The sequence below is a fragment of the Salmonella sp. 32082101201600294FB01SM01 genome, assembly GCF_017572865.1.
Lineage (GTDB): Bacteria > Pseudomonadota > Gammaproteobacteria > Enterobacterales > Enterobacteriaceae > Salmonella > Salmonella enterica.
The window spans coordinates 170,539-195,133 of the sequence record NZ_JAGESB010000004.1 but is presented as its reverse complement, the minus strand read 5'-3'; the positions used below and the strand labels follow the sequence as shown (position 1 = coordinate 195,133).

At 51.5% G+C, this 24,595-nt stretch carries 22 protein-coding genes and 6 tRNA genes; 13 read left to right on the top strand and 15 right to left on the bottom strand.

Annotated features, from left to right (window positions below):
• Window positions 1–38: 38 nt before the first annotated feature.
• The 4 genes from ptsI to cysZ all read right to left on the bottom strand — a co-directional run bounded on the left by ptsI (window position 39) and on the right by cysZ (window position 4,352).
• Window positions 39–1,766 carry a phosphoenolpyruvate-protein phosphotransferase PtsI gene (gene ptsI / locus J4645_RS17410; protein ID WP_000623118.1) on the bottom strand — a complete coding sequence of 576 codons (1,728 nt, stop codon included), beginning with the start codon at window positions 1,764–1,766 and terminating at the stop codon, window positions 39–41.
• Between the two features lie 48 nt (window positions 1,767–1,814).
• Window positions 1,815–2,072: a phosphocarrier protein Hpr gene (gene ptsH / locus J4645_RS17405; RefSeq protein ID WP_000487600.1), complete on the bottom strand. Its 258-nt coding sequence runs from the start codon at window positions 2,070–2,072 to the stop codon at window positions 1,815–1,817.
• 383 nt (window positions 2,073–2,455) lie between these two features.
• Complete coding sequence (gene cysK, locus J4645_RS17400) at window positions 2,456–3,427, bottom strand: cysteine synthase A (protein WP_000036904.1); 972 nt, start codon at window positions 3,425–3,427, stop codon at window positions 2,456–2,458.
• Window positions 3,428–3,590: 163 nt separating this feature from the next.
• Window positions 3,591–4,352, bottom strand: a complete 762-nt coding sequence (gene cysZ / locus J4645_RS17395; RefSeq protein ID WP_000255008.1) for a sulfate transporter CysZ — start codon at window positions 4,350–4,352, stop codon at window positions 3,591–3,593.
• A 231-nt stretch (window positions 4,353–4,583) separates the two neighbouring features.
• Between cysZ and zipA the strand changes: the two genes are divergently transcribed.
• The 3 genes from zipA to J4645_RS17380 all read left to right on the top strand — a co-directional run bounded on the left by zipA (window position 4,584) and on the right by J4645_RS17380 (window position 7,877).
• The gene (zipA, locus tag J4645_RS17390; RefSeq protein ID WP_000983115.1) at window positions 4,584–5,570 is read left to right on the top strand and encodes a cell division protein ZipA; all 987 of its coding nucleotides are present in this window, start codon (window positions 4,584–4,586) and stop codon (window positions 5,568–5,570) included.
• Between the two features lie 71 nt (window positions 5,571–5,641).
• Window positions 5,642–7,657, top strand: a complete 2,016-nt coding sequence (ligA, locus tag J4645_RS17385; RefSeq protein WP_023215012.1) for an NAD-dependent DNA ligase LigA — start codon at window positions 5,642–5,644, stop codon at window positions 7,655–7,657.
• 1 nt (window position 7,658) lies between these two features.
• Complete coding sequence (locus tag J4645_RS17380; protein WP_001519708.1) at window positions 7,659–7,877, top strand: DUF3820 family protein; 219 nt, start codon at window positions 7,659–7,661, stop codon at window positions 7,875–7,877.
• Here the strand turns inward: J4645_RS17380 and J4645_RS17375 are convergent.
• Window positions 7,874–8,872, bottom strand: a complete 999-nt coding sequence (locus J4645_RS17375; RefSeq protein WP_000765569.1) for a bile acid:sodium symporter family protein — start codon at window positions 8,870–8,872, stop codon at window positions 7,874–7,876. The two genes, J4645_RS17380 and J4645_RS17375, sit on opposite strands and share 4 nt — an antisense overlap.
• An 89-nt stretch (window positions 8,873–8,961) precedes the next feature.
• Between J4645_RS17375 and J4645_RS17370 the strand changes: the two genes are divergently transcribed.
• Complete coding sequence (locus J4645_RS17370; RefSeq protein WP_001109835.1) at window positions 8,962–9,888, top strand: LysR family transcriptional regulator; 927 nt, start codon at window positions 8,962–8,964, stop codon at window positions 9,886–9,888.
• 61 nt (window positions 9,889–9,949) lie between these two features.
• On the opposite strand, the gene J4645_RS17365 is transcribed toward J4645_RS17370, so the two are convergent.
• Window positions 9,950–10,711, bottom strand: coding sequence for an outer membrane protein OmpK (locus J4645_RS17365; protein WP_000722939.1), 762 nt, complete (start codon window positions 10,709–10,711; stop codon window positions 9,950–9,952).
• Between the two features lie 255 nt (window positions 10,712–10,966).
• Between J4645_RS17365 and xapA the strand changes: the two genes are divergently transcribed.
• The 4 genes from xapA to J4645_RS17345 are packed head-to-tail and all read left to right on the top strand — an operon-like array spanning window position 10,967 to window position 14,264.
• Window positions 10,967–11,800: a xanthosine phosphorylase gene (gene xapA / locus J4645_RS17360; RefSeq protein ID WP_001119755.1), complete on the top strand. Its 834-nt coding sequence runs from the start codon at window positions 10,967–10,969 to the stop codon at window positions 11,798–11,800.
• 54 nt (window positions 11,801–11,854) lie between these two features.
• On the top strand, window positions 11,855–13,111 hold the full coding sequence (locus J4645_RS17355; RefSeq protein WP_023215011.1) for a nucleoside permease: 1,257 nt from the start codon (window positions 11,855–11,857) through the stop codon (window positions 13,109–13,111).
• Window positions 13,112–13,169: 58 nt separating this feature from the next.
• On the top strand, window positions 13,170–13,328 hold the full coding sequence (locus J4645_RS17350) for a DUF1427 family protein (protein ID WP_000658727.1): 159 nt from the start codon (window positions 13,170–13,172) through the stop codon (window positions 13,326–13,328).
• A 51-nt stretch (window positions 13,329–13,379) separates the two neighbouring features.
• A complete protein-coding gene (locus J4645_RS17345; protein ID WP_000438884.1) occupies window positions 13,380–14,264 on the top strand; it encodes a LysR family transcriptional regulator in 885 nt (294 codons plus the stop codon).
• A 163-nt stretch (window positions 14,265–14,427) separates the two neighbouring features.
• Here J4645_RS17345 and J4645_RS17340 read toward each other — a convergent pair.
• From J4645_RS17340 to J4645_RS17325, 4 genes are all read right to left on the bottom strand, one after another.
• Window positions 14,428–14,503: transfer RNA gene (locus tag J4645_RS17340), tRNA-Lys, on the bottom strand.
• 4 nt (window positions 14,504–14,507) lie between these two features.
• A tRNA-Val gene (locus J4645_RS17335) sits at window positions 14,508–14,583 on the bottom strand.
• 41 nt (window positions 14,584–14,624) lie between these two features.
• Window positions 14,625–14,700 (bottom strand) — tRNA-Val (locus J4645_RS17330).
• A gap of 45 nt (window positions 14,701–14,745) precedes the next feature.
• Window positions 14,746–14,821, bottom strand: a tRNA-Val gene (locus J4645_RS17325).
• A gap of 258 nt (window positions 14,822–15,079) precedes the next feature.
• Between J4645_RS17325 and gltX the strand changes: the two genes are divergently transcribed.
• Entirely contained in the window at window positions 15,080–16,495 is a 1,416-nt protein-coding gene (gene gltX, locus J4645_RS17320) for a glutamate--tRNA ligase (protein ID WP_000695623.1), read from the top strand.
• Between the two features lie 53 nt (window positions 16,496–16,548).
• On the opposite strand, the gene J4645_RS17315 is transcribed toward gltX, so the two are convergent.
• On the bottom strand, window positions 16,549–16,941 hold the full coding sequence (locus tag J4645_RS17315; RefSeq protein WP_000826515.1) for a YfeC-like transcriptional regulator: 393 nt from the start codon (window positions 16,939–16,941) through the stop codon (window positions 16,549–16,551).
• 1 nt (window position 16,942) lies between these two features.
• Window positions 16,943–17,305 (bottom strand): YfeC-like transcriptional regulator, encoded by a 363-nt coding sequence (locus J4645_RS17310; RefSeq protein ID WP_000472034.1) that lies wholly within the window; start codon window positions 17,303–17,305, stop codon window positions 16,943–16,945.
• Between the two features lie 221 nt (window positions 17,306–17,526).
• Between J4645_RS17310 and J4645_RS17305 the strand changes: the two genes are divergently transcribed.
• The 3 genes from J4645_RS17305 to J4645_RS17295 all read left to right on the top strand — a co-directional run bounded on the left by J4645_RS17305 (window position 17,527) and on the right by J4645_RS17295 (window position 20,099).
• A tRNA-Ala gene (locus J4645_RS17305) sits at window positions 17,527–17,602 on the top strand.
• A gap of 42 nt (window positions 17,603–17,644) precedes the next feature.
• Window positions 17,645–17,720 (top strand) — tRNA-Ala (locus J4645_RS17300).
• Between the two features lie 189 nt (window positions 17,721–17,909).
• The gene (locus tag J4645_RS17295; protein WP_023215010.1) at window positions 17,910–20,099 is read left to right on the top strand and encodes a sensor domain-containing phosphodiesterase; all 2,190 of its coding nucleotides are present in this window, start codon (window positions 17,910–17,912) and stop codon (window positions 20,097–20,099) included.
• Window positions 20,100–20,151: 52 nt separating this feature from the next.
• On the opposite strand, the gene nupC is transcribed toward J4645_RS17295, so the two are convergent.
• Complete coding sequence (gene nupC / locus J4645_RS17290; protein WP_000376343.1) at window positions 20,152–21,354, bottom strand: nucleoside permease NupC; 1,203 nt, start codon at window positions 21,352–21,354, stop codon at window positions 20,152–20,154.
• A 342-nt stretch (window positions 21,355–21,696) separates the two neighbouring features.
• On the opposite strand from nupC, the gene J4645_RS17285 reads away from it, so the two are divergent.
• A complete protein-coding gene (locus tag J4645_RS17285) occupies window positions 21,697–22,938 on the top strand; it encodes an Nramp family divalent metal transporter (RefSeq protein ID WP_000131734.1) in 1,242 nt (413 codons plus the stop codon).
• A gap of 60 nt (window positions 22,939–22,998) precedes the next feature.
• Here the strand turns inward: J4645_RS17285 and ypeC are convergent, their stop codons facing one another.
• Complete coding sequence (gene ypeC, locus J4645_RS17280; protein WP_000490091.1) at window positions 22,999–23,325, bottom strand: DUF2502 domain-containing protein YpeC; 327 nt, start codon at window positions 23,323–23,325, stop codon at window positions 22,999–23,001.
• Window positions 23,326–23,438: 113 nt separating this feature from the next.
• Window positions 23,439–24,437, bottom strand: coding sequence for an L-glyceraldehyde 3-phosphate reductase (gene mgrA / locus J4645_RS17275; RefSeq protein WP_000640285.1), 999 nt, complete (start codon window positions 24,435–24,437; stop codon window positions 23,439–23,441).
• Window positions 24,438–24,595: the final 158 nt, after the last annotated feature.

Below are 24,595 nucleotides of genomic sequence, written 5' to 3'. Positions count from 1 at the left end.
TCTTCTCCTAAGCAGTAAATTGGGCCGCATCTCGTGGATTAGCAGATTGTTTTTTCTTCAATGAACTTGTTAACCAGCGTCATTAACTCGTCCGTTGTCGGTTGAGCAAGAGCCTGCTCTGCTAACACCTTCGCATCTTCGAAGTTCGTGTTACGGATAATCTTCTTAATGCGCGGGATAGAAATGGCGCTCATAGAGAATTCGTCCAGACCCATCCCCAGCAACAGAAGTGTAGCACGTTCGTCGCCTGCAAGCTCACCACACATGCCAGTCCATTTACCTTCTGCATGAGAAGCATCAATAACTTGCTTGATCAAGTTCAGTACGGACGGTGACATTGGCTGGTAAAGGTGTGAAATCATATCATTACCACGGTCAACTGCCAGGGTGTACTGCGTTAAATCATTGGTGCCGATACTAAAGAAATCAACTTCTTTGGCTAAATGACGCGCAATTGTCGCCGCAGCCGGTGTTTCCACCATCACGCCAATCTCAATGCTTTCGTCAAATGCTTTACCTTCGTCACGCAGTTCCTGTTTGTAGATTTCAATCTCTTTGCGCAGCGCGCGAACTTCTTCAACAGAGATGATCATCGGGAACATAATGCGCAATTTACCGAAAGCGGAGGCACGCAGAATCGCGCGAACCTGGTCACGCAGGATCTCTTTGCGATCCATGGCGATACGCACGGCGCGCCAGCCCAGGAACGGGTTCTCTTCTTTCGGGAAGTTCATGTACGGCAGCTCTTTGTCGCCGCCAATGTCCATGGTACGGACGATAACCGCCTGCGAGCCGCACGCTTCAGCGACCGCTTTATAGGCGGCAAACTGCTCTTCTTCCGTCGGCAGCGCGTCGCGATCCATGAACAGGAATTCAGTACGATACAGACCAACGCCTTCCGCGCCGTTGCGCTCAGCGCCTTCAACGTCACGAACGGTACCGATGTTGGCGCAAACTTCAACCTGATGTCCATCCAGCGTGATTGCCGGCAGATCTTTCAGTTTTGCGAGTTCCGCTTTCTCGGTCGCAACCTGCTCCTGGACGGCGCGCAGTTGCTCAATAACATCGTTGGTCGGGTTGACGTAAACCTGGTTGTTTACGGCATCCAGAATCAGATAGTCGCCGTTTTTCACCTGAGAGGTGACGCTACCGGTACCTACGATCGCCGGCAGTTCCAGAGAACGCGCCATGATGGAGGTATGAGACGTGCGTCCGCCCGCGTCGGTGATGAAGCCCAGCACTTTCTGCAGGTTCAGCTGTGCAGTTTCTGATGGCGTCAGGTCAGCGGCAACCAGGATAACTTCTTCCTGAATCGCGCTCAGATCGATAATGGCCAGACCCAGGATGTTGCGCAGCAGGCGCTTACCGATATCACGTACGTCAGCCGCGCGCTCTTTCAGGTATTCATCATCCAGTTCTTCCAGGGCAGTGGCCTGACCTTCGATAACTTCATGTGCGGCTGCGTCAGCCGTCATGTGCTTATCTTTAATCAGGGCTATGATTTCCTGCTCCAGCTCCTCATCTTCGAGCAGCATAATATGCCCTTCAAAGATGGCTTCTTTTTCTTCACCGAACGTTTCACCAGCTTTTGTCTTGATCGCTTCCAGTTGCGCAGATGCCTTGGCACGACCGCTCAGAAAACGTTCAACTTCCTGATCAACCTTGTCGGCAGAAATTTTTTTCCGGTCAATGACGATTTCGTCTTCTTTCAGCAGCAGTGCTTTGCCGAAAGCGATACCCGGGGATGCTAAAATGCCTGAAATCATAACCCTACCTTACTTGTGACTGATTTTTAAAAGAACCCGGAAAAAAACTTACTCGAGTTCCGCCATCAGTTTGACCAGATGTTCAACCGCTTTCTGCTCATCTTCACCTTCTGCGGAGATGGTGACGACGGTGCCTTGAGTCAGGCCCAGAGTCTGCAGTTTAAACAGGCTTTTCGCGCTGGCGCTTTTGCCGTTGGAAGTCACAGTAATCTCAGAAGTGAAGCCTTTTGCTTCTTTAACAAACTGAGCAGCAGGGCGGGTGTGCAGACCGTTCGGAGCGGTAATGGTAACTTCTTGCTGGAACATTGTATTTCCCCAACTTATAGGTTTAGTGTTGTGGAACTAAAGTCTAGCCTGGCGGCTCAACTTTAGCCTGTATTGTTAGCGCCGGCGTAAACGGGACGCGACACAAAAGGTGTTCTACGCAATCCGTTGCTGGCAACTTATGGCCGCTGACGTTTCGCTCGTCATTAAACATTATGCCGCGAAAGGAAGATTTGAACCAAATCATAAAATCGATTCAGCTAACGCTTTTCCTGTAACGATTAATTTCGCGCATCAAAATAATTAGTCTGGTTAAATACCAGTTCCGGCAGGGTGAATCAATGCCAGGTGAGGTGAAAGTTTGAAGCAGGCCACAAAAAAGCACCCAAAAAGGTGCTTTTTTACGCGTTTTTAACATGCTGGCATCACTGTTGCAGTTCTTTCTCAGTAAAGAGATCGGCGAACAACGCGGTGCTCAGATAACGCTCACCCGATGAAGGTAGGATAACCACAATATTCTTATTGGTAAAGCTTTCATCTTCCTGCAGCTTAAGCGCTGCAGCAACCGCGGCGCCGGAAGAAATTCCTGCCAGAATACCTTCCTCTTCCATCAGACGGCGCGCGGTAGAAATGGCTTCTTCATTGGTGATGCCAACCACTTTATCAATCAGTTTCAGATCCAGGTTGCCCGGGATGAAGCCTGCGCCGATGCCCTGAATTTTATGCGGGCCTGGTTTGATCTCTTCACCAGCCAGCGCCTGGGCGATAACCGGGGAGTCAGTGGGTTCTACCGCAACGGTGATAAGATCGGTTTTACCCTTCGTCCCTTTGATATAACGCGTGACGCCGGTTAACGTACCGCCAGTGCCGACGCCGGAGATAAACACATCCACCTGACCATCGGTGTCTTCCCAGATTTCCGGGCCGGTAGTTTTTTCATGGATTTCCGGGTTGGCAGGGTTGCTGAACTGCTGGAGCAGGAGATATTTTTGCGGATCGCTGGCGACAATTTCTTCGGCTTTCTGAATAGCGCCTTTCATCCCTTTCGCCCCTTCGGTCAGCACCAGATTCGCGCCTAATGCTTTGAGTAGCTTGCGGCGTTCAATGCTCATGGTCTCCGGCATGGTCAGGGTGAGTTTGTAACCGCGCGCGGCGGCGACATACGCCAGCGCAATACCGGTGTTGCCGCTGGTCGGCTCCACCAGTTCCACGCCAGGTTTCAGTACGCCACGCTTTTCGGCATCCCAAATCATATTGGCGCCGATACGGCACTTGACGCTGAAGCTCGGGTTGCGCGACTCCACCTTCGCCAGAATGCGTCCATTACCGATACGGTTCAGTCGAACCAGCGGCGTATGACCGATAGTCAGCGAGTTATCTTCATAAATCTTACTCATGGCCTGTCCTTAACTGTATGAAATTGGGATACCTTCCCAGCATACCTTCCAGCCAGATATGGGGAAGTAAGGATTTCGCATATCTATATGCTGATGGGAAATAATGGTTATCAGTATGGAATAAGAGACAGCATAAGCCATCTCTTATTTATACATTTTTACGTTATTTCCATAACGCGTGCTTAGCACGCCAGCAATCAACCCACATTGCCGTCGCGCCACAGACGGCGACAGGCATAATGAAAAGGTTAAGCACCGGAATCATCGTAAAGAGGCTGGTGAGCGCGCCAAATTGCATATTCGCGACCTTCTGCGTGCGCAACGCGGCGCGCATCGTTTTAAACGGCACTTTGTGGTTATCAAACGGGTAGTCGCAATACTGGATCGCCAGCATCCAGGCGCTGAACAAAAACCACAGCACCGGCGCGATGGTTTGGCCAATGCCAGGAATAAAATAGAGAACCAGCAGCACAATAGCACGCGGCAGATACCACGCCAGCTTTTGCCATTCACGTTTCATAATGCGCGGTACATCTTTCATGATGCCAAGTATGCCGGTATCTGGCGGCGTGGCGCCGGTTAACCGCGCCTCAAGCTGTTCGGCTAAAAGGCCGTTAAACGGCGCGGCGATCCAGTTGGCGAGGGTAGAGAAAAAATAGCCAAAGACCAGCAGAACAGAGATAACCGCAATCGGCCACAGCAGATAGCTCAGCCATTGCAGCCAGTCCGGCACATGACTCATCAACGAAGGTATCCAGGCGTCAAGCTGCGTAAACAGCCACCAAAATGCGCCGCCCATCAGCACAATGTTGACCAGCAAAGGTAAAATAACAAAGCGGCGGATTCCCGGTAGGGTGACTAACTTCCATCCTTGCGAGAAATAATAGACGCCGCTACGTGGTACGGTTGTGGATGATGAAACCATATTCAGGACATACTCCTTTTTCTTAAAGCCCTGGGTAAACGTGGGATATCTTACCCGGTTATCAGACGGTGGATAGTTCGGAAATGTTCGAAAAAACAGCAAAAAGTACATTTTCCTTCATCTTTATGCTGCGAAAGCCAACAGTACACTTGCACTTGACGTAATCGGCAAATACTCTTAGTGAGTAAATGTTTGCCGTGGTGGCAAGGTGTTAGAACAACAGAGAATATAATGATGCAGGATTTGCGTCTGATATTAATCATTGTTGGCGCGATCGCCATAATCGCTTTACTGGTACATGGTTTCTGGACCAGCCGTAAAGAACGATCTTCTATGTTCCGCGATCGTCCACTAAAACGCATGAAATCGAAACGCGACGACGACTCGTATGACGACGATGTTGAAGAAGACGAAGGCGTGGGTGAAGTTCGTGTTCACCGCGTAAATCATGCCCCCGGCCAGCCGCAGGAGCATGATGCCCCTCGTCAGTCGCCGCAACACCAGTACCAGCCGCCTTATGCGTCTGCGCAACCGCGTCCAGCGGCGCCGCCGCAGCCGCAAGCGCCGATGCAACAGCCGGTTCAGCAACCGGTCCAACCTGCGCCGCAGCCTCAGCAGGTTCAGCCATCTGCGCCGCCGGTACAGCCGCCGCAACAGCAGCCTGCACCGCCGTCGCAAACGCCGCAGCCTGTTGCGCAGCCCGCGCCGCCGCCATCAGCGCAAACCTTCCAGCCTGCGGAACCTGTGGTTGAGGCAGAACCGGTAGTGGAAGAAGCGCCGGTTGTGGAAAAACCGCAGCGTAAAGAGGCGGTCATCATTATGAACGTCGCGGCCCATCATGGCAGCGAGCTTAATGGTGAAGTGTTACTGAACAGTATTCAGCAGTCAGGCTTTAAATTTGGCGATATGAATATTTTCCATCGTCATTTGAGCCCGGACGGCAGCGGCCCGGCCTTGTTCAGTCTCGCGAATATGGTCAATCCGGGAACGTTTGATCCTGAAATGACGGACTTCACTACGCCTGGCGTCACTATCTTTATGCAGGTTCCGTCTTACGGCGATGCGCTGCAGAACTTCAAGCTGATGCTGCAATCCGCGCAGCATATCGCTGATGAGGTCGGCGGCGTCGTGCTGGATGACCAGCGTCGGATGATGACGCCGCAGAAACTGCGCGAATATCAGGACCGCATCCGCGAGGTGATGGACGCTAACGCCTGAGGTTAACGCAGGTGTGATATTTTTAACGTAACCCCCGCCTGTCGGGGGTTTTTTATCATTGATGGTGTGATATGGAACCAATCGAACAACAACTGACAGAACTGCGAACCACGCTTCGCCATCATGAATATCTGTATCATGTGATGGATGCGCCCGAGATTCCCGACGCCGAATATGACCGCCTGATGCGGGAACTGCGAGAGCTGGAGGCGCAACGTCCGGACCTTATCACGCCGGATTCGCCCACGCAGCGCGTTGGCGCGGCGCCGCTGACGGCATTCAACCAGATTCGCCATGAAGTACCGATGCTGTCGCTCGATAACGTATTTGATGAAGAAAGCTTCCTGGCGTTTAACAAGCGAGTGCAGGATCGTCTAAAAAGCACGGAAAATGTCATCTGGTGCTGCGAGCTAAAACTGGATGGCCTGGCGGTCAGCATTCTGTATGAAAACGGCGTGCTGGTGAGCGCTGCGACGCGTGGCGACGGCACCACCGGTGAAGATATCACTTCAAACGTGCGCACGATTCGCGCCATTCCTTTAAAGCTGCATGGCGATAACATTCCGGCGCGTCTTGAAGTTCGCGGAGAGGTATTTTTACCGCAGGCCGGGTTCGAAAAGATCAATGAAGACGCGCGCCGTACTGGCGGCAAAGTGTTTGCTAACCCGCGTAACGCGGCGGCGGGCTCGCTGCGTCAGCTCGATCCGCGTATTACGGCGAAGCGACCACTAACATTTTTCTGCTACGGCGTCGGTATTCTGGAAGGCGGCGAGTTGCCGGATACGCATCTGGGACGTTTGCTGCAATTTAAAGCGTGGGGGCTACCGGTCAGCGATCGCGTGACGCTGTGCGATTCTCCCCAGGCGGTACTGGATTTTTATCACAACGTCGAAAAAGATCGCCCCACGCTCGGTTTTGATATCGACGGCGTGGTGATTAAGGTCAACTCGCTGGCTTTGCAGGAACAGCTGGGCTTTGTGGCCCGCGCGCCGCGCTGGGCGGTGGCGTTTAAATTCCCTGCTCAGGAGCAGATGACTTTTGTGCGCGATGTTGAGTTTCAGGTCGGGCGCACCGGGGCGATTACGCCGGTGGCGCGTCTGGAACCAGTTCAGGTGGCTGGTGTGCTGGTCAGCAATGCCACGTTGCATAATGCCGATGAAATTGAACGGCTTGGCTTGCGTATTGGCGATAAGGTGGTTATCCGTCGGGCAGGCGATGTGATCCCTCAGGTGGTCAACGTGGTTCTGTCCGAACGCCCTGAAGAGACGCGTCCGATTGTGTTTCCAACGCACTGTCCGGTGTGCGGATCGGACGTAGAGCGCGTTGAAGGCGAAGCCGTTACCCGTTGTACCGGCGGGCTGATTTGCGGCGCGCAGCGTAAAGAGTCGCTGAAACATTTTGTGTCGCGCCGGGCGATGGATGTAGACGGGATGGGCGATAAGATCATCGACCAACTGGTGGAAAGGGAGTATGTCCATACGCCAGCGGATCTGTTCCGTCTGACGGCGGGTAAACTGACCGGCCTGGACCGAATGGGGCCAAAGTCCGCGCAAAATGTTGTAAACGCGCTGGAAAAAGCCAAAGCGACGACCTTTGCGCGTTTTCTCTATGCGCTGGGCATCCGTGAAGTGGGTGAGGCGACGGCGGCGGGGCTGGCGGCTTATTTCGGCACGTTGGAGGCGCTGCAGGCCGCCACCATTGACGAGTTGCAGAAAGTGCCTGACGTGGGGATTGTTGTCGCTACGCACGTCTTTAACTTTTTTGCCGAAGAGAGTAATCGTGACGTGATTGGGCAGCTACTGGCGGAAGGGGTTCACTGGCCCGCGCCGGTAGTCATTAATGTGCAAGAGATCGATAGCCCGTTTGCCGGTAAAACCGTGGTACTAACCGGTAGCCTGAGCCAGATGTCCCGCGATGACGCTAAAGCGCGTTTAGTGGCGCTGGGCGCGAAAGTGGCAGGCAGCGTATCGAAGAAAACCGATCTGGTGATTGCCGGTGAAGCGGCGGGTTCCAAACTTGCCAAAGCGCAGGAACTGGGTATTACCGTGATTGATGAAGCGGAAATGATCCGCTTACTGGATGCCTGAGATGGAAAAAGAGCAGCTGGTTGAAATCGCCAACACCGTGATGCCGTTCGGCAAATATCAGGGACGTCGATTGATCGACCTTCCGGAAGAGTATTTGCTGTGGTTTGCCCGTAAAGATCAATTTCCGGCGGGTAAACTGGGGGAGTTGATGCAAATCACGCTGCTGATTAAAACCGAGGGGCTGACGCAACTGGTACAGCCCCTGAAACGCCCGCTTTAAGCTTTCGCGGCGCGGCTTTCCTGCTGCGCCTGTAACTTCTCGGTCTGACGTTTGTAGCGCCGCGCCAGCCCTGCGCAGACCATCAGTTGGATCTGGTGGAAGATCATCAGCGGTAATACCATCATACCCAGCACTGACGTCGGAAAAAGAATATTGGCCATCGGGATCCCGTTGGCCAGGCTTTTTTTCGAACCGCAGAAAACAATAGTGATTTCGTCGGCTTTATTGAAGCCGCATTTACGGGCGACAAAGACGTTAATAGCGATGACGATCGCCAACAGTATGAGGCTGACCACGACGATAAACAGCAGCGATCCCCAGCCGACTTTGTGCCAGATGCCGTTGACCACCGCTTCGCTGAACGCCGAGTAGACCACCAGCAGAATAGAGGTCTGATCCGTTTTCGCGATCCACTTTTTGTTGCGCGCGACCCAGTTGCCGATCCACGGGCGAGACAGGTGTCCCAGCACAAAAGGCAGCAGCAGTTGCAGCATAATTTTGCCCACCTCTTCCAGACTGCCCTGCGCGCCATGAATATTCATTACCAGACCGACCAGCAGCGGCGACAGGAAAATGCCCAGCAGACTGGACGCAGACGCTGAGCACACCGCGGCCGCGACGTTACCGCCCGCGAGTGAAGTAAACGCAATCGCAGACTGCACGGTGGCGGGCAAAATACACAGATACAGAAAGCCGCTGTAGAGCATAGGGTCGACATTGACAGGCGCCCACCAGGCAAACAGTACGCCGAGGACAGGGAAGAGCACAAAAGTGCTGCACATGACCCACAGATGCAACCGCCAGTGGCTGCCGCCAGCGATGATCGCTTCACGTGAAAGCTTCGCGCCATGCATAAAAAACAGCAGAGCGATGGCCGCTGTCGTAATGCCTTCAACGACAGGCACAAAGCCACCTTCCGCCGGGAAAAAAGAGGCCAGCAGTACCACGGTGATAAGTGTCAGCGTGAAAGGGTCAAGGATACGAAAAAGTTTCATAAAAACTCCTGAAAGTCGGTGCAGCTATTTTGCGTTTTTCGCTTTGAGAAATAAAATTGATTTATTGCATCTATATATGAATCTAGTCGATGAACTATTCACTGCGTCAACTGCGTATTTTTATTACCGTCGCCCAGGCCAAAAGTTTTAGTCGGGCAGGGGACAGGATTGGACTGAGCCAGTCTGCGGTCAGTCATAGCGTAAAAGAGCTGGAGCGGCAAACCGGCGTCAGACTGCTGGATCGCACTACGCGTGAGGTGGTGCTGACCGAGGCGGGGCAACAACTGGCGACGCGTCTGGAGCGGGTGCTTGATGAACTGAACAGCATACTGCGCGATGCAGGCAGAGTAGGGACACAATTAACCGGCACCGTGCGCGTTGCCGCGAGCCAAACCATTTCTGCGCATCTTATTCCGCAATGCATTGCCCAAAGTAATTCACTTTATCCCGCTATTGATTTTGTATTGCACGATCGTCCGCAGCAGTGGGTGCTGGAGAGTATCCGCCAGGGAGAAGTGGATTTTGGCATCGTTATCGATCCTGGCGCAGCGGTGGATTTACAGTGTGAAGCCATCTTATCAGAGCCTTTTTTACTGTTGTGTCGCCAGGATCATCCGCTGGCGCATCAGGAATGGGTAAGCTGGCAGGATCTTAAACAGGCGTCGCTGGTCTTACAGGATTATGCTTCCGGCAGTCGACCGCTGATTGATGCGGCGCTGGCCCACTTTTCGATTGATGCCAATATTGTTCAGGAGATTGGTCACCCGGCCACGCTTTTTCCAATGGTGGAAGCGGGAATCGGCATCAGCGTACTGCCCGCGCTGGCGTTACCGCTCCCGCAGGGCAGCCACTTACAGGTTAAACGGCTGACGCCCGTAGTTGAAAGGCAGCTCATGCTGGCGCGGCGAAAAAACCGTTCTTTATCCACCGCGGCGCAGGCGTTATGGGATGTAGTACGCACCCAGGCCAGCGAATTAACCGCCGCGAGGGCGAAAGATCCACTGTATCAGCTATAAATATCTATCTGTCCGTGCGTGAGGTGCGGTCTTGCCCTGCCATTTTTGACAGGGCAGTGCATTAAAACAGGTATTTGATGGAATAAATAATGCCATCCTGCAGGAAGGATTCTCCTAACTTATTATCAGCGTAACGATATTGTACTCCTGCGGTCAGGTGAGGAGTCGCATTCCACCACAGCGCTACTGCGCCATTAATGCCATCTTTCCCGCCATTGCCCGCAGCGTAGGACGCATCGCGGTCAAACTCATACTCATTCCAGTTCGTTACGCTGAATTTCTCACTACCCAACGAGAAGCTATAGCCGGCCACCCAACCTAATACATAACCATTATCGCCTGTGTAGTAGGTCTGATCGGTATAACGTTTGGCAAAGAAGGGTTTAAACCAGTAACCGTTACCTGCGAAGTTATAGCCTAAACCATAGAGAAACATGTCATCATGGAAATTAGCGCGATGAGGTGAACCGTACGTCCCGTAGGCATGGAGATAGAGGTTTAATCCTGTATCGCCCAGATAAATACGGTTAGTATTTTTAAAGGTGTAACGCTGTTCGCTGCCGGGTTTAGCGTGGCGGCCATTGTAAAAATTTTCCCAGTCGAAAAAAACGTACATTTCTCCCCAGCTAAAATTCGCTCCGCCTTCCAGTTCCAGGTACCCAAAATCATCTTTATGAGATTTTTTACTGGTTTTTTCCGTGGTGTCTGATGTCCAGTCGAGGTAATGGAGGCCGATATCGGCGAACCCGCCTTTAAATTCCGCATGGGTGAGTGTGGGAATAATGAGCAAAGAAGAAAGCGTCAGAGTAAGAATTTTTTTCATAGCATATTTCCCTATGCCGATAATTATTAATGGGTTAATTAAAAAGAGGCAATTTATAAATATGAAAGCGGCATATTGTTAATATGAAGTGCAAGCAAAAACCAATACTGTTTTACCTCTGTATTAATACAGAAGCGATCTAAATCTATCGATATTAAATGGCTATTGATGACACGTGAAAAGTGTATTGGTCAGCAAGGGGCGATGGTCGTTATAAAAAGGAGTCAAATTAAATCCGATAGAACAAGGAAACTTATGCCTCACGCTCTTTTTTCTCATAATCCTGAGTATTGTGTTGATATTATTCATGCACATAAACCGGCATTTACCCCGCGAGTCGCGTTTATTTTAGGTTCCGGGTTGGGTGCTCTGGCGGATCAAATCGAAGATGCGGTAGCCATTTCTTACGAGAAATTGCCGGGATTTCCCGTCAGCACCGTACACGGCCATGCTGGTGAACTGGTGCTCGGCCATCTGGCGGGTGTTCCGGTGGCCTGTATGAAAGGCCGCGGGCATTTTTATGAAGGGCGTGGAATGGCGGTGATGACCGATGCCATTCGCACGTTGAAATTACTGGGCTGTGAAGTGTTGTTCTGCACCAATGCGGCAGGATCTCTGCGTCCGGAAGTGGGGCCGGGTAGCCTGGTTGCGCTTAGCGATCACATTAATACGATGCCCGGTACGCCGATGGTGGGGCCAAACGATGATCGTTATGGCGATCGCTTCTTCTCGCTGGCTAATGCTTATGACGCAGATTATCGCGCCATGCTTCAGTCCGTTGCGGCAGAGGAGGGATTCCCCCTCACTGAAGGCGTATTTGTTTCTTATCCGGGTCCGAACTTCGAAACGGCGGCAGAAATCCGCATGATGCAGATTATTGGCGGCGATGTGGTCGGAATGTCCGTTGTCCCTGAGGTGATTAGCGCACGTCATTGTGGTCTCAAAGTTGTTGCTGTCTCAGCGATCACCAATCTGGCGGAAGGGCTGGGCGATGTAAAACTCTCCCATGCGCAAACGCTGGCTGCGGCTGAACTTTCCCGGCAGAACTTTATAAATCTGATTTGCGGCTTTTTACGTAAGCTGGCCTAAACACAATGACTACGGCCCCGTATTGGGGCTTTATCTCACGGCAAGGAATAAAAAATGGGTATTACGTCCCGCTTAAAAGTCATGTCGTTCTTGCAATATTTTATCTGGGGGAGCTGGCTGGTTACCCTGGGCTCTTACATGATCAATACACTGGATTTTACCGGCGCGAATGTTGGTATGGTCTACAGCTCAAAAGGGCTGGCAGCGATTATCATGCCGGGCATTATGGGGATCATTGCTGATAAATGGCTGCGCGCTGAGCGAGCCTATATGCTTTGCCATCTGGTTTGCGCGGGGGCGTTATTGTACGCCACCACCGTTACCGATCCCCAGACGATGTTCTGGGTGATGTTGGTTAATGCGATGGCGTATATGCCAACGATTGCATTATCCAATAGCGTTTCGTACTCCTGTCTGGCGAAAGCAGGTCAGGATCCGGTAACGTCATTTCCGCCTGTGCGCGTTTTCGGCACAATAGGTTTTATTGTTGCGATGTGGACGGTGAGCCTGATGGGGCTGGAACTGAGCAGTGCGCAATTATACATCGCTTCTGGCGCATCGTTATTGCTGGCCCTGTATGCACTGACGTTACCGAAAATTCCGGTAGCCGAGAAGAAGGCGAACACCACGCTTGCCAGTAAGCTCGGACTGGATGCTTTTGTTCTGTTTAAAAATCCACGCATGGCAATCTTCTTTTTGTTTGCGATGATGTTGGGGGCGGTGCTGCAAATTACCAATGTCTTCGGTAATCCGTTCCTGCATGATTTTGCCCGTAATCCTGAGTTTGCCGGTAGTTTTGTGGTGAAGTATCCCTCTATCTTGCTTTCAGTTTCGCAGATGGCGGAAGTGGGCTTTATCCTCACCATTCCGTTCTTCCTTAAACGCTTTGGTATTAAAACGGTAATGCTGATGAGCATGCTGGCATGGACGCTGCGTTTCGGCTTCTTTGCCTTTGGCGATCCATCCCCGTTTGGCTTTGTGCTATTGCTGCTGTCGATGATTGTTTATGGCTGCGCATTTGATTTCTTCAACATCTCAGGGTCAGTATTTGTAGAGCAGGAGGTGGACTCAAGTATTCGCGCCAGCGCGCAGGGGCTATTTATGACCATGGTTAACGGCGTGGGGGCGTGGATTGGGTCTCTTTTAAGCGGTATGGCCGTGGATTATTTTTCTATTGATGGCGTAAAAGATTGGCAAACCATCTGGCTGGTCTTTGCCGCCTACGCTCTGGCATTGGCCGTTATTTTTGCATTGTTCTTTAAATATCAGCACCATCCAGAAAAACTGTCGACCAAATCATTAGCACATTAATTTTATTTGACTGGCGAGAGGATGTTCGCCAGTCCATTTTTATGAACAAGGACACAGCATGAAAGAAATTATTCTCTCCTCCGGTATTGGATTTGGTATTGGCGCATTTTTTACTTTATGCCGTATACCTATTCCTGCACCAAATGTTTTACCCGGGGTGTTATCTATTGTATTTATGTATATTGGGTATCTTGTCGTTAAATCTATTTTTTACTAGGTAATATGGTAAATTCCAGACGTTATCCCTTATTGCTGGAGTGCGATAGTGATGGAACGAGCCCATCGTATTGATCTAAAGCTATTACGTTATTTCCTCGCTGTTGCAGAAGAATTGCATTTTGGCCGGGCTGCTGCCCGGTTAAATATGTCACAACCTCCCTTGAGTATCCATATCAAAGAACTTGAACAGCAACTGGGTACATTGTTGTTTATTCGTCATTCCCGCAGCGTTGCATTAACCCATGCCGGGAAAGTTTTGATGGAAGAGTCACGTCGCTTGTTAGCCAATGCAAATCAGGCGCTGGCGCGAGTGGAGCAGATTGGTCGCGGTGAAGCGGGGCGCATTGAACTGGGTGTGGTTGGTACGGCGCTGTGGGGAAGAATGCGCCCTGCGATGCGTCACTTTTTGAAAGCAAACCCCAATGTTGAAGTACTTTTTCGCGAAAAGTCTCCAGGTATGCAAATGGCGTTGTTAGAGCGTCGGGAGCTTGATGCAGGGATCTGGCGTATGGCTATCGAACCGGCAGTCGGTTTTACCAGCATACGTTTGCATGAATCTGCATTCATGGTTGCAGTTCCGGAAGATCACGATCTGGCATCCAGAGATTCTGTGCCGCTGGCGGCGTTGCGCAATGAATATTTTGTCACGCTGCCTTCCGTGCATTCTGATTGGGGATTTTTACAACGTGTATGCCAACAGGCGGGTTTCTCGCCAATGATTATTCGGGAAGTGGTTGAGCCGCAAACGGTGTTGGCGATGATCAGTATGGGGATTGGGATTACGTTGATGGCTGATGGCTATGCGCAAATGAGCTGGCCGGGTGTGGTGTTCCGTCCGTTAGAGGAACGTATTCCGGCGGATTTGTATATTGTGTATGACCAGCAGCAGGCAACGCCAGCACTGGAGAAACTGGTGGCGGCGTTGACGGTATGATGTCTGTGCCGGATGGCGACTAACGTCTTATCCGGCCTACGAGTGCGGTGTCGTCTGTAGGCCTGATAAGCGCAGCGCATCAGGCAAGACCCGAACCTGTGGCAGGTTCGAATCTTATAAATCGCAGATAGCAAAAAAGCGCCTTTAGGGCGCTTTTTTACATTGGTGGGTCGTGCAGGATTCGAACCTGCGACCAATTGATTAAAAGTCAACTGCTCTACCAACTGAGCTAACGACCCGAAGTGGTGGGTGATGACGGGATCGAACCGCCGACCCCCTCCTTGTAAGGGAGGTGCTCTCCCAGCTGAGCTAATCACCCACTTCGGTACTTCACAATAAGAAATTTAGCTGGCGAGAAAGTGGTGGGTGATGACGGGATCGAACCGCCGACCCCCTCCTTGTAAGGGAGGTGCTCTCCCAGCTGAGCTAATCACCCACTTCTCAATTTCTTATCTACACGGCGGAGACTACATAAAGTAGTTGGTGGGTGATGACGGGATCGAACCGCCGACCCCCTCCTTGTAAGGGAGGTGCTCTCCCAGCTGAGCTAATCACCCCCGCTGTGTGGAGTCGCATTATAGGGAGAGTTGAAAATGAGTCAACGCATTTTCTAAAGTTTTTGTTTGTTCGTCGTAAAATTAAACAAAACGATCGTGAATTACTCCGCGCTGCATGATTTCTATACGGAAATAGCAAAGCGTAGCGTTCTGACCGGATCAACATTGAGGAATCAAGCCACAGTGATAGAATACAAGGCTATTCATCTTTCCAGGATTTGCCGGTTGTCGGCATCTTTATAAACGTAAGGCCATTTCATGAAAATCAAAACTCGCTTCGCGCCTAGCCCGACAGGTTATCTGCACGTCGGCGGCGCGCGTACTGCTCTTTATTCCTGGCTTTTCGCACGTCACCACGGCGGTGAGTTCGTGCTGCGTATTGAAGACACCGATCTTGAGCGTTCCACGCCGGAAGCCATTGAAGCCATCATGGATGGTATGAACTGGCTGAACCTGGAATGGGACGAAGGCCCATATTTCCAGACCAAACGTTTTGATCGCTATAACGCGGTGATTGACGAGATGCTGGAGGCGGGAACGGCCTATAAATGCTACTGCTCTAAAGAGCGTCTGGAGCAACTGCGTGAAGATCAGATGGCGAAAGGCGAGAAGCCGCGTTATGACGGGCGCTGCCGCCACAGTCACGAACATCATGCCGACGATGAGCCATGCGTGGTGCGCTTTGCTAACCCGCAGGACGGTTCCGTTATTTTTGATGATCAGATCCGTGGCCCGATCGAATTCAGCAATCAGGAGCTGGACGATCTGATCATTCGTCGTACCGACGGTTCGCCGACCTACAACTTCTGTGTGGTGGTGGACGACTGGGATATGGAAATTACCCATGTGATTCGTGGCGAAGACCATATCAACAATACTCCGCGCCAGATTAACATTCTGAAAGCGTTAAACGCGCCGGTGCCGATGTACGCGCATGTGTCGATGATTAACGGCGACGACGGTAAAAAGCTGTCTAAACGTCACGGTGCGGTGAGCGTGATGCAGTATCGCGATGACGGTTATCTGCCGGAAGCGTTGCTGAACTATCTGGTGCGTCTGGGCTGGTCCAGCGGCGATCAGGAGATCTTCACCCGCGAAGAGATGATCAAGCTGTTCTCCCTCGGTGCGGTGAGCAAGTCTGCGAGCGCGTTCAACACCGATAAACTGCTGTGGCTGAACCACCACTATATCAATACGCTGGCGCCGGAATATGTGGCGACGCATTTGCAGTGGCATATCGAGCAGGAAAATATCGACACCCGTAACGGCCCGCAGCTTGCTGAACTGGTGAAGTTGCTGGGCGAACGCTGCAAAACTCTGAAAGAGATGGCGCAGAGCTGCCGCTACTTCTATGAAGACTTCAGCGAGTTTGACGCCGATGCGGCGAAAAAACACCTCCGCCCGGTGGCGCGTCAGCCGCTGGAAGTGGTGCGCGACAAGCTGTCGGCGATTACGGACTGGTCAGCAGAAAACGTCCACCACGCGATTCAGGCCACGGCGGATGAGCTGGAAGTGGGGATGGGTAAAGTAGGGATGCCGCTGCGTGTGGCTGTGACCGGTGCCGGGCAGTCGCCTGCGCTGGATGTCACCGTACATGCGATTGGTAAAACCCGCAGCATTGAGCGTATCAACAAAGCGCTGGGCTTTATCGCCGAGCGTGAAAGTCAGCAGTAACGCCAGCTGAAACAGAATAAACGGCAGGGCAGACGCCTGCCGTTTATTCTTTGTTAGTCCGCCTCATTGATACCTAAACGCGTCAGAAATCCGCGAATACCTTCCCGCGATAAAAACAGCGCCAGTTTTTCCTGTTCCTGAGCAGACATATTTTCAACGGCATCAATAATTTGTCGATAAGCGTGACTGTGCGTCGCGTTCGCATATTCTGCGAAAGCCTCTTCCGCCTGATAAAACGCAGGCAGTTTGCGAAAAGCTGGAATATTGAGAATAAATTCCCGCACGCTGGCATCAATATGGATGAGTCTTGCGCGTCCGCCTTTGACGCCGGGAAATTTTTCGGTTTTCCAGTGTTGTTCTCTGATCCAGCGATTGACGGTTTGTCTGGCCACGCCGAGGCATTCAGCCAGCTCTTCAGTGGTCATTTTACTGCGTAATCTTTTCATATTATTTGCTATCGCGTATCCCTAAGCGTTGTAACAAACCGGTAATCCCTTCACGCACGAGGAGAGAGGTAAACTGTTTCTGCTCGGATGAGGTCATCTCTTTGGCGAGCGTCATGAGCAGCGCTTCAAGCGATGCGTTGCTGGCAGGCGTGAATGTGTCTGCGTGATGGTCAACTGAACGTTCAGCGCTGCGGATATATTCACGAACCTGTTCGTTTACATGAACCAGACGGGCTTTACCGCCCTGGACGCCAGGTTTGGGCGATGTTGCCCAGCCTTCTTTCCGTACCCATTTATTGATGGTTTGTCGGCTGTAACCGGTGAGATTAGCGAGTTCTTCTGGCGTCATCCGTTCCTTGAACATAACGATTCCCTGAATAGTCGTGGGGTTAATTAGTGGTTCATTTTATAGCACCATTTTAGTCGAAACCGTGACGTGTTTAACTACTGAATGCGAGTTGTGCCGCAATGTCCTTTATTTGAATGCTTTTTCAGCGATTGAATTCGGCAAGTTCATTTTGCCGTTGACACATGCCGAGGGAATTCATATGATGCCGCCCGTCAACTCGACAAGCTTTACGTAGTGGGGCTATAGCTCAGCTGGGAGAGCGCTTGCATGGCATGCAAGAGGTCAGCGGTTCGATCCCGCTTAGCTCCACCAAATTTACTCCCGATAAATTTGGCGTATACGTAAAAGCACTATGGGGCTATAGCTCAGCTGGGAGAGCGCTTGCATGGCATGCAAGAGGTCAGCGGTTCGATCCCGCTTAGCTCCACCAATATTCAAACCCTCGCTGAAAAGCGGGGGTTTTTGCTTTTGTCACGAAATTCATGGCGTCTGATCTGTTCTTCAGGTGCGTTTGTTTGCCGCTGCTTTTGCGGTCAATATGAGCTTTTGTTAGATTGCTTCATAATGCGAATATACTTATTATTCATGCGCCTTATATAATGATGTGAGCATTAAAGCAATGCCGGATAAGTGTAACGTATTAAAAAATATAAAAATATTTTTACTGGCTTTCTGCCTGACCGTTCCGGCTATTCTGCTATCTCGTCTCATTTCTCCCCGCGCCACAATTGATTCCAGCTATATCTTTCTGGCCTGGCTACCGCTCTGCGTCATGTTTTCCGTGCTGTTCTTATTTGGCCGCCGTGGCGTCGCGCCGATGGTAGGCGGAATGATGTTGACTAATGAATGGAATTTTCATTTACCTCTGCCACAGGCGATGGTGCTGCTATTTTGCCAGACGTTTCCCGTGTTGCTGGTTTGCGCTATCGTACGCTGGCAGCTGGGCGCGCGCTGGCGCTACGGAATACCCAACCAAGGCATCTGGCTACGCGTTTTCTGGTTAGGGTTAATGACGCCGTTTGGCATAAAAATCAGTATGCATCTGGCGGGGCACTACCTGGCTTTCCCGGTGACCATCTCTACCTTCTTTGGCACCGGCACCGCTATTTTCTCGATTGTTGATTTATTGAGTCTGATTTCTGCCGCGCTTATTTTTACCCTCTTTTTCTATTATCCGCTGCGGATGATAGTCAGCCCGCACTATATTCGTATTTTCTGGCGGAGGGATGTCGCTCCTTATCTCGCCAAAGAAAAACGCCTGTTTACGCTTCTCTGGTTTGCCACTCTGGCGACGCTATTAGCGGTGCTGTGTACGCCTTTCGAGACAAAGTATATTGCTGGCTATCTGGTGCCAGTCCTGTTCATTGGATTTACCATCGGCGTGGGGAAAATCAGCTATCCGCTGTTGAATTTTAGTTGGGCTCTCACTGCGCTATTCCTGCTTAGCTATAACCGCAATTTTCTGCAGGGCGTGGGCTCAGAATATTCGCTGGCATTTATCCTTTCAGTTCTCATTTCTTTTAGTATTTGTTTGTTGTACATGGCGCGGATTAATCAGCGTAGCGAATGGTTGAATCGACAATGGCACTCGCAGGCGTTGACCGATCCGTTGACGCAGCTGCCTAACCTGCGTGCGCTGGAGCAGTTTCTTTTACAGGATACCGGGCAAAGCGTGTGTTATCTACGCATGGAAAACCTGGAATTTCTGAGCCGTCATTACGGTATGCAGATGCGCGTGCATTGCGAACGCGAGGTGTTTCGCGTGTTGCAGCCGCTGCTGCTGGAAAAGGAGAAAATTTTCCATCTGCCGGGCAGTGAATTATTGCTGGTACTGACGGGACCGGAGACGGAAGCCCGCCTGCAATATATGCTCAATGTGCTTAATAACCGCAAAATTTACTGGAACAATACCGGTCTGGACATGGAATATGGCGCATCGTGGGGAACATTCGATGGACGCCAGGAAACCTTGCAACCGCTGTTGGGGCAATTAAGCTGGCTGGCGGAGCAATCCTGTTCGCACCGTCGGGTGCTTGCACTGACCCAGAGTATTGAAGCCGCTTCCGGGCAGACGACGGAACGGGTGCTGCGGTTGCAGAAAATCCGTCAGGCGCTGGAGCGCGGCGCGCTGGTTTTGTATGCGCAACCCATTCGCGACGCGCAGGGAAAAGGGTATGACGAGATTCTGACGCGGCTTCGGTGCGACGACGGTATCATGATGCCGAATCAGTTCATTCCGCTTATCGCCCAGTTTAACCTGAGCGTACGGTTTGATATGCAGGTGATGGAAGCGCTCCTGCAATGGTTGTCCGCGCATCCTTCGGCGGAGCAGGGGGCGCGTTTCTCGGTTAATTTGATGCCGCTGACGCTGCTGCAAAAAGAGACGGCGTCGCGCATTATGCAGCTTTTTAAACGCTATGGCGTCCCGCCTGCTTCGGTCATCATCGAAATTACTGAAGAACAGGCCTTCTCTCATTCCGAAATCAGTATGCACAATATCAACCAGCTGCGTAAGTTTGGCCTAAAAATCGCCATTGATGATTTCGGTACCGGTTATGCAAACTATGAACGGCTAAAACGCCTCAAGGCGGACATCATTAAAATCGACGGTTGTTTCGTAAAAGATATTCTGACGGACTCCCTGGATGCGATGATCGTGAAATCCATCACTGATTTAGCGAAAGCGAAATCGTTGAGCGTCGTGGCTGAGTTTGTTGAAACGCCTGCGCAGCGCGATCTGCTATTGCAGCTTGGCGTACACAGTTTGCAGGGATATCTGATTGGCCGCCCGCGCCCGTTAGGTAAATAAGCGGCATAAAAAAACCGGGGATAGCTCCCCGGTTTCTACATTAAACGCAGACTTACAGTACCAGCGCCGCGATAGAGGCGGACAGTACGCTCACCAGCGTAGAACCGTACACCAGCTTCAGACCAAAACGGGAAACCACGTTGCCTTGCTCTTCGTTCAGGCCTTTAATCGCGCCCGCAATAATACCGATGGAAGAGAAGTTCGCGAAGGACACCAGGAAGACGGAGATAATGCCTTCAGCGCGTGGAGAGAGGGTAGAGGCGATTTTCTGCAGATCCATCATCGCCACGAATTCGTTGGAAACCAGTTTGGTCGCCATGATACTTCCTACCTGCAGCGCTTCACTGGACGGTACGCCCATTACCCATGCGACCGGGTAGAAGATGTAACCCAGAATGCCCTGGAAGGAGATGCTGTAACCGAACCAACCGGTAACCGTTGCGAACAGCGCGTTCAGCGCCGCGATCAGCGCGATGAAGCCGATCAGCATCGCCGCGACGATAATCGCCACTTTAAAACCTGCCAGAATGTACTCGCCCAGCATTTCGAAGAAACTTTGGCCTTCATGCAGGTTCGACATCTGAATATTTTCTTCGCTGGCATCAACGGTATAGGGGTTGATCAGCGACAGTACGATAAAGGTGCTGAACATGTTCAGAACCAGCGCTGCGACCACATATTTAGGGTCCAGCATGGTCATATACGCGCCCACAATAGACATGGAAACGGTCGACATCGCCGTTGCAGCCATGGTGTACATGCGGTTACGGGACATTTTGCCGAGGATATCTTTATAAGCGATAAAGTTCTCAGACTGGCCGAGGATCAGCGAGCTGACGGCGTTAAAAGATTCCAGTTTGCCCATACCGTTTACTTTGGACAGCAGGAAACCAATAGCGCGGATGACCACTGGCAGAACACGGATATGCTGGAGAATACCGATCAACGCGGAAATAAAGACAATCGGGCACAATACTTTCAGGAAGAAGAACGCCAAACCTTGATCGTTCATACTGCCGAAGACGAAGTTTGTCCCTTCGTTGGCAAATCCGAGCAGTTTTTCAAACATCTCGGAGAAACCTTTTACGAAGCCAAGGCCAACATCAGAGTTCAGGAAGAACCAGGCCAGTAGCACTTCGATAACAAGTAACTGAATGACATAACGAATGCGAATTTTTTTACGGTCACTGCTAACCAGCAGTGCGAGTACCGCAACAACGGCAAGCGCCAGGACAAAATGAAGGACGCGGTCCATATTTGCTCCAAATATGAGGCAGGTTTAATTTTCGTGCACATTCTATGCAACAGCCGTAAAGAAAACGAGATCCAACACACACTATAATAAGGACCTGTGACGAGATTCAAAATTAGTGATCTGTAATACACTTTTACTGTACTGAATATGAAAATGAAAAGTTATATCAGTGTGCTAATCTTGTAATGTTAAGCCAAACTGTTCTGATACAGGTCGTCATCGTATCGGTCTATCGTTTCACACTATCAAAGTAATCACCCGTACCCATTGAAATGCACTTGATAATCATTATCAATAAACATAGCATGAAACATAGCAAAGGCTATGTTTTTGAGGCAAAAGATGACTGACAATCGCGTAGAGAATAGCAGCGGACGGGCGGCGCGCAAGCTAAGGCTCGCATTAATGGGACCTGCGTTCATTGCCGCGATTGGTTATATCGATCCCGGTAACTTCGCGACCAATATTCAGGCCGGCGCCAGCTTTGGCTACCAGCTACTCTGGGTGGTGGTCTGGGCGAACCTGATGGCGATGCTGATTCAAATCCTCTCGGCAAAACTCGGAATCGCCACGGGCAAGAACCTGGCGGAGCAAATTCGCGACCATTATCCGCGCCCGGTAGTCTGGTTTTACTGGGTACAGGCGGAAATCATCGCGATGGCCACCGATTTAGCTGAATTTATCGGCGCGGCAATAGGTTTTAAGCTGATCCTGGGCGTCTCTTTATTACAGGGCGCGGTATTGACCGGTATCGCGACGTTTCTGATTTTAATGTTACAACGCCGCGGTCAAAAACCGCTTGAAAAAGTCATCGGCGGTTTACTGCTTTTTGTCGCCGCTGCTTACATTGTGGAGCTGTTTTTCTCTCAGCCTGATATGGCGCAGCTCGGCAAAGGAATGGTTATCCCGGCGCTACCGAACCCGGAAGCCGTATTCTTAGCCGCCGGCGTGCTTGGCGCGACGATTATGCCGCACGTGATTTATCTGCACTCGTCATTAACACAGCATCTGCACGGCGGAACGCGGCAACAACGGTACTCAGCAACAAAATGGGATGTCGCTATTGCCATGACGATTGCCGGTTTTGTCAATCTGGCAATGATGGCGACCGCCGCGGCGGCGTTTCATTTTAGCGGCCACACTGGCATCGCCGACCTCGATCAGGCATACCTGACGCTGGAACCGTTACTAAGCCATGCGGCGGCAACGGTGTTTGGTCTTAGTCTGGTAGCGGCAGGGCTTTCCTCCACTGTGGTAGGGACGCTGGCGGGGCAGGTGGTGATGCAAGGGTTTGTCCGTTTTCACATTCCGCTGTGGGTACGGCGCACCATTACCATGCTGCCCTCATTTATTGTGATTTTGATGGGGCTGGACCCTACCCGAATTCTGGTGATGAGCCAGGTGCTGCTGAGTTTTGGTATTGCGCTGGCGCTGGTGCCGCTCCTGATTTTCACCAGTAACGCTACGCTAATGGGCGAGCTGGTGAACACGCGGCGGGTAAAACAGATTGGCTGGATAATTGTCGTGCTGGTCGTCGCCCTGAATATTTGGTTGCTGGTTGGAACGGTGATGGGGTTGTCATAAAGACAGAAAGATAGCAGGCCCGATGCGTGGGTGTCATCGGGCTATTATTCAGCAGGAGGCTTAGTGATGATGTTTGTGACCCCGGCCTCGCCCGCGATGATCGTCGCGATCGCGCCAGCCTTCCCGATAACCGCGTTCATACGCTTTACGCTTATCCCAGCCGCGATGATAGCCGTTGTCATGGCGCCACCAGCGATTTTTACGCCATTCATAATGGTTGTGCCAGTAATCCCGGTCGCGCCAGCGACCACCGTCCCAGTAGTTACCGTAATCATCGCGATCGCCAATCTGTAATTTAATTGAGGGCAACAGGGTGATTTCGCCCGCATTCGCGGCAAGCGGTGTAAAAGCCAGCAAGGCTGCCGCCAGAATCAGTGACCTGAACATACTTTCTCTCCTTCACGATCGAGCCGTCGCCGGCCTGTTAATGCAATATTACAAAGCAGTAAAGATTTGTTTCATCGCCTTAACTCTTAAATCATGAAGGAGAGCATTTTTTGCTAAAACCGGCCCTCCAGAATAGCGTCAATTTCTGCACATTCCGCCGCTGAAAAACGGCGATTGGCCAGCATTCCTACGGCGTCTTCGATTTGCGACGGTTTGCTGGCGCCAATCAGTACCGAGGTAACGTTATCGTTACGCAGCACCCAGGCGAGCGCCATCTGAGACAATTTTTGACCCCGTCGCGCAGCCAGTTCATTCAACCGGCGAACTTTTTCCAGTTTGTCGGCGGTAATCTGTTCTGGTTTAAGGAAACGGCTTCCGCTCGCCGCGCGGGAATCTTCCGGAATACCATTCAAATAACGGTCAGTGAGCTGCCCGCCCGCCAGCGGCGAGAAGGCAATACTACCGACGCCTTTTTCCTGCAACAGCGCCAGCAGCCCGTCCTCTACCCAACGCTCAAAAAGCGAATATTTAGGCTGATGAATCAGGCAAGGCGTGCCGAGATCCTCCAGAATATCGATAGCTTGTCTGGCCAGATCGGCAGGATAGTTAGAGATCCCCACGTACAACGCTTTGCCCTGGCGCACAAGGTGATCTAACGCTTTCATCGTCTCTTTAAGCGGCGTTTCGGGATCGGGACGATGGTGATAAAAGATATCGACATACTCCAGCCCCATACGTTTCAGGCTTTGATCGAGGCTGGCGATAAGGTATTTCCGTGAACCCCAGTCGCCATAAGGGCCATCCCACATGGTGTAGCCCGCTTTGGTGGAGATGATCAACTCATCGCGCCACGGTAAAAAATCTTCCTGCAGAATGCGGCCAAAATTGCATTCTGCGGAGCCCGGCGGCGGCCCATAATTATTGGCGAGATCAAAGTGGGTAATGCCCAGATCGAACGCGCGTTGCAGCAGCGCCCGGCTATTTTCTACCCGTGTCGCATCGCCGAAGTTGTGCCATAACCCCAGCGAAATGGCGGGAAGTTTGACGCCGCTGCGCCCGCAGCGACGATACTCCATTGTGTGATAACGATTTTCATCGGGCTGATAAATCATGACCTTTCCCCCTGTGGCGTGAATAAATAGTGTATACGGTTACACTCGCCAGGCGGTATCCGGATTTTACTGTTCGCCGCTGTAAACATTGTTTTCCAGGCTTTCATTCCCACCGTGCTGGACAGCCATCGCCATTCCTTAATACTCAACATAATGTC

Excerpts from the sequence above, each read along its gene's own strand:
- J4645_RS17375 (WP_000765569.1), bottom strand. The coding sequence starts at position 8,872 with ATGAAACTTTTTCGTATCCTTGACCCTTTCACGCTGACACTTATCACC.
- J4645_RS17350 (WP_000658727.1), top strand. The coding sequence starts at position 13,170 with ATGAAAGAAATTATTCTCTCCTCCGGTATTGGATTTGGTATTGGCGCA.
- ptsI (WP_000623118.1), bottom strand. The coding sequence starts at position 1,766 with ATGATTTCAGGCATTTTAGCATCCCCGGGTATCGCTTTCGGCAAAGCA.
- J4645_RS17355 (WP_023215011.1), top strand. The coding sequence starts at position 11,855 with ATGGGTATTACGTCCCGCTTAAAAGTCATGTCGTTCTTGCAATATTTT.
- J4645_RS17345 (WP_000438884.1), top strand. The coding sequence starts at position 13,380 with ATGGAACGAGCCCATCGTATTGATCTAAAGCTATTACGTTATTTCCTC.
- J4645_RS17365 (WP_000722939.1), bottom strand. The coding sequence starts at position 10,711 with ATGAAAAAAATTCTTACTCTGACGCTTTCTTCTTTGCTCATTATTCCC.
- xapA (WP_001119755.1), top strand. The coding sequence starts at position 10,967 with ATGCCTCACGCTCTTTTTTCTCATAATCCTGAGTATTGTGTTGATATT.
- mgrA (WP_000640285.1), bottom strand. The coding sequence starts at position 24,437 with ATGATTTATCAGCCCGATGAAAATCGTTATCACACAATGGAGTATCGT.
- J4645_RS17380 (WP_001519708.1), top strand. The coding sequence starts at position 7,659 with ATGGAAAAAGAGCAGCTGGTTGAAATCGCCAACACCGTGATGCCGTTC.
- ypeC (WP_000490091.1), bottom strand. The coding sequence starts at position 23,325 with ATGTTCAGGTCACTGATTCTGGCGGCAGCCTTGCTGGCTTTTACACCG.
- cysZ (WP_000255008.1), bottom strand. The coding sequence starts at position 4,352 with ATGGTTTCATCATCCACAACCGTACCACGTAGCGGCGTCTATTATTTC.
- J4645_RS17295 (WP_023215010.1), top strand. The coding sequence starts at position 17,910 with ATGCCGGATAAGTGTAACGTATTAAAAAATATAAAAATATTTTTACTG.
- gltX (WP_000695623.1), top strand. The coding sequence starts at position 15,080 with ATGAAAATCAAAACTCGCTTCGCGCCTAGCCCGACAGGTTATCTGCAC.
- J4645_RS17315 (WP_000826515.1), bottom strand. The coding sequence starts at position 16,941 with ATGAAAAGATTACGCAGTAAAATGACCACTGAAGAGCTGGCTGAATGC.
- J4645_RS17285 (WP_000131734.1), top strand. The coding sequence starts at position 21,697 with ATGACTGACAATCGCGTAGAGAATAGCAGCGGACGGGCGGCGCGCAAG.
- J4645_RS17310 (WP_000472034.1), bottom strand. The coding sequence starts at position 17,305 with ATGTTCAAGGAACGGATGACGCCAGAAGAACTCGCTAATCTCACCGGT.
- zipA (WP_000983115.1), top strand. The coding sequence starts at position 4,584 with ATGATGCAGGATTTGCGTCTGATATTAATCATTGTTGGCGCGATCGCC.
- ptsH (WP_000487600.1), bottom strand. The coding sequence starts at position 2,072 with ATGTTCCAGCAAGAAGTTACCATTACCGCTCCGAACGGTCTGCACACC.
- ligA (WP_023215012.1), top strand. The coding sequence starts at position 5,642 with ATGGAACCAATCGAACAACAACTGACAGAACTGCGAACCACGCTTCGC.
- cysK (WP_000036904.1), bottom strand. The coding sequence starts at position 3,427 with ATGAGTAAGATTTATGAAGATAACTCGCTGACTATCGGTCATACGCCG.
- J4645_RS17370 (WP_001109835.1), top strand. The coding sequence starts at position 8,962 with ATGAACTATTCACTGCGTCAACTGCGTATTTTTATTACCGTCGCCCAG.
- nupC (WP_000376343.1), bottom strand. The coding sequence starts at position 21,354 with ATGGACCGCGTCCTTCATTTTGTCCTGGCGCTTGCCGTTGTTGCGGTA.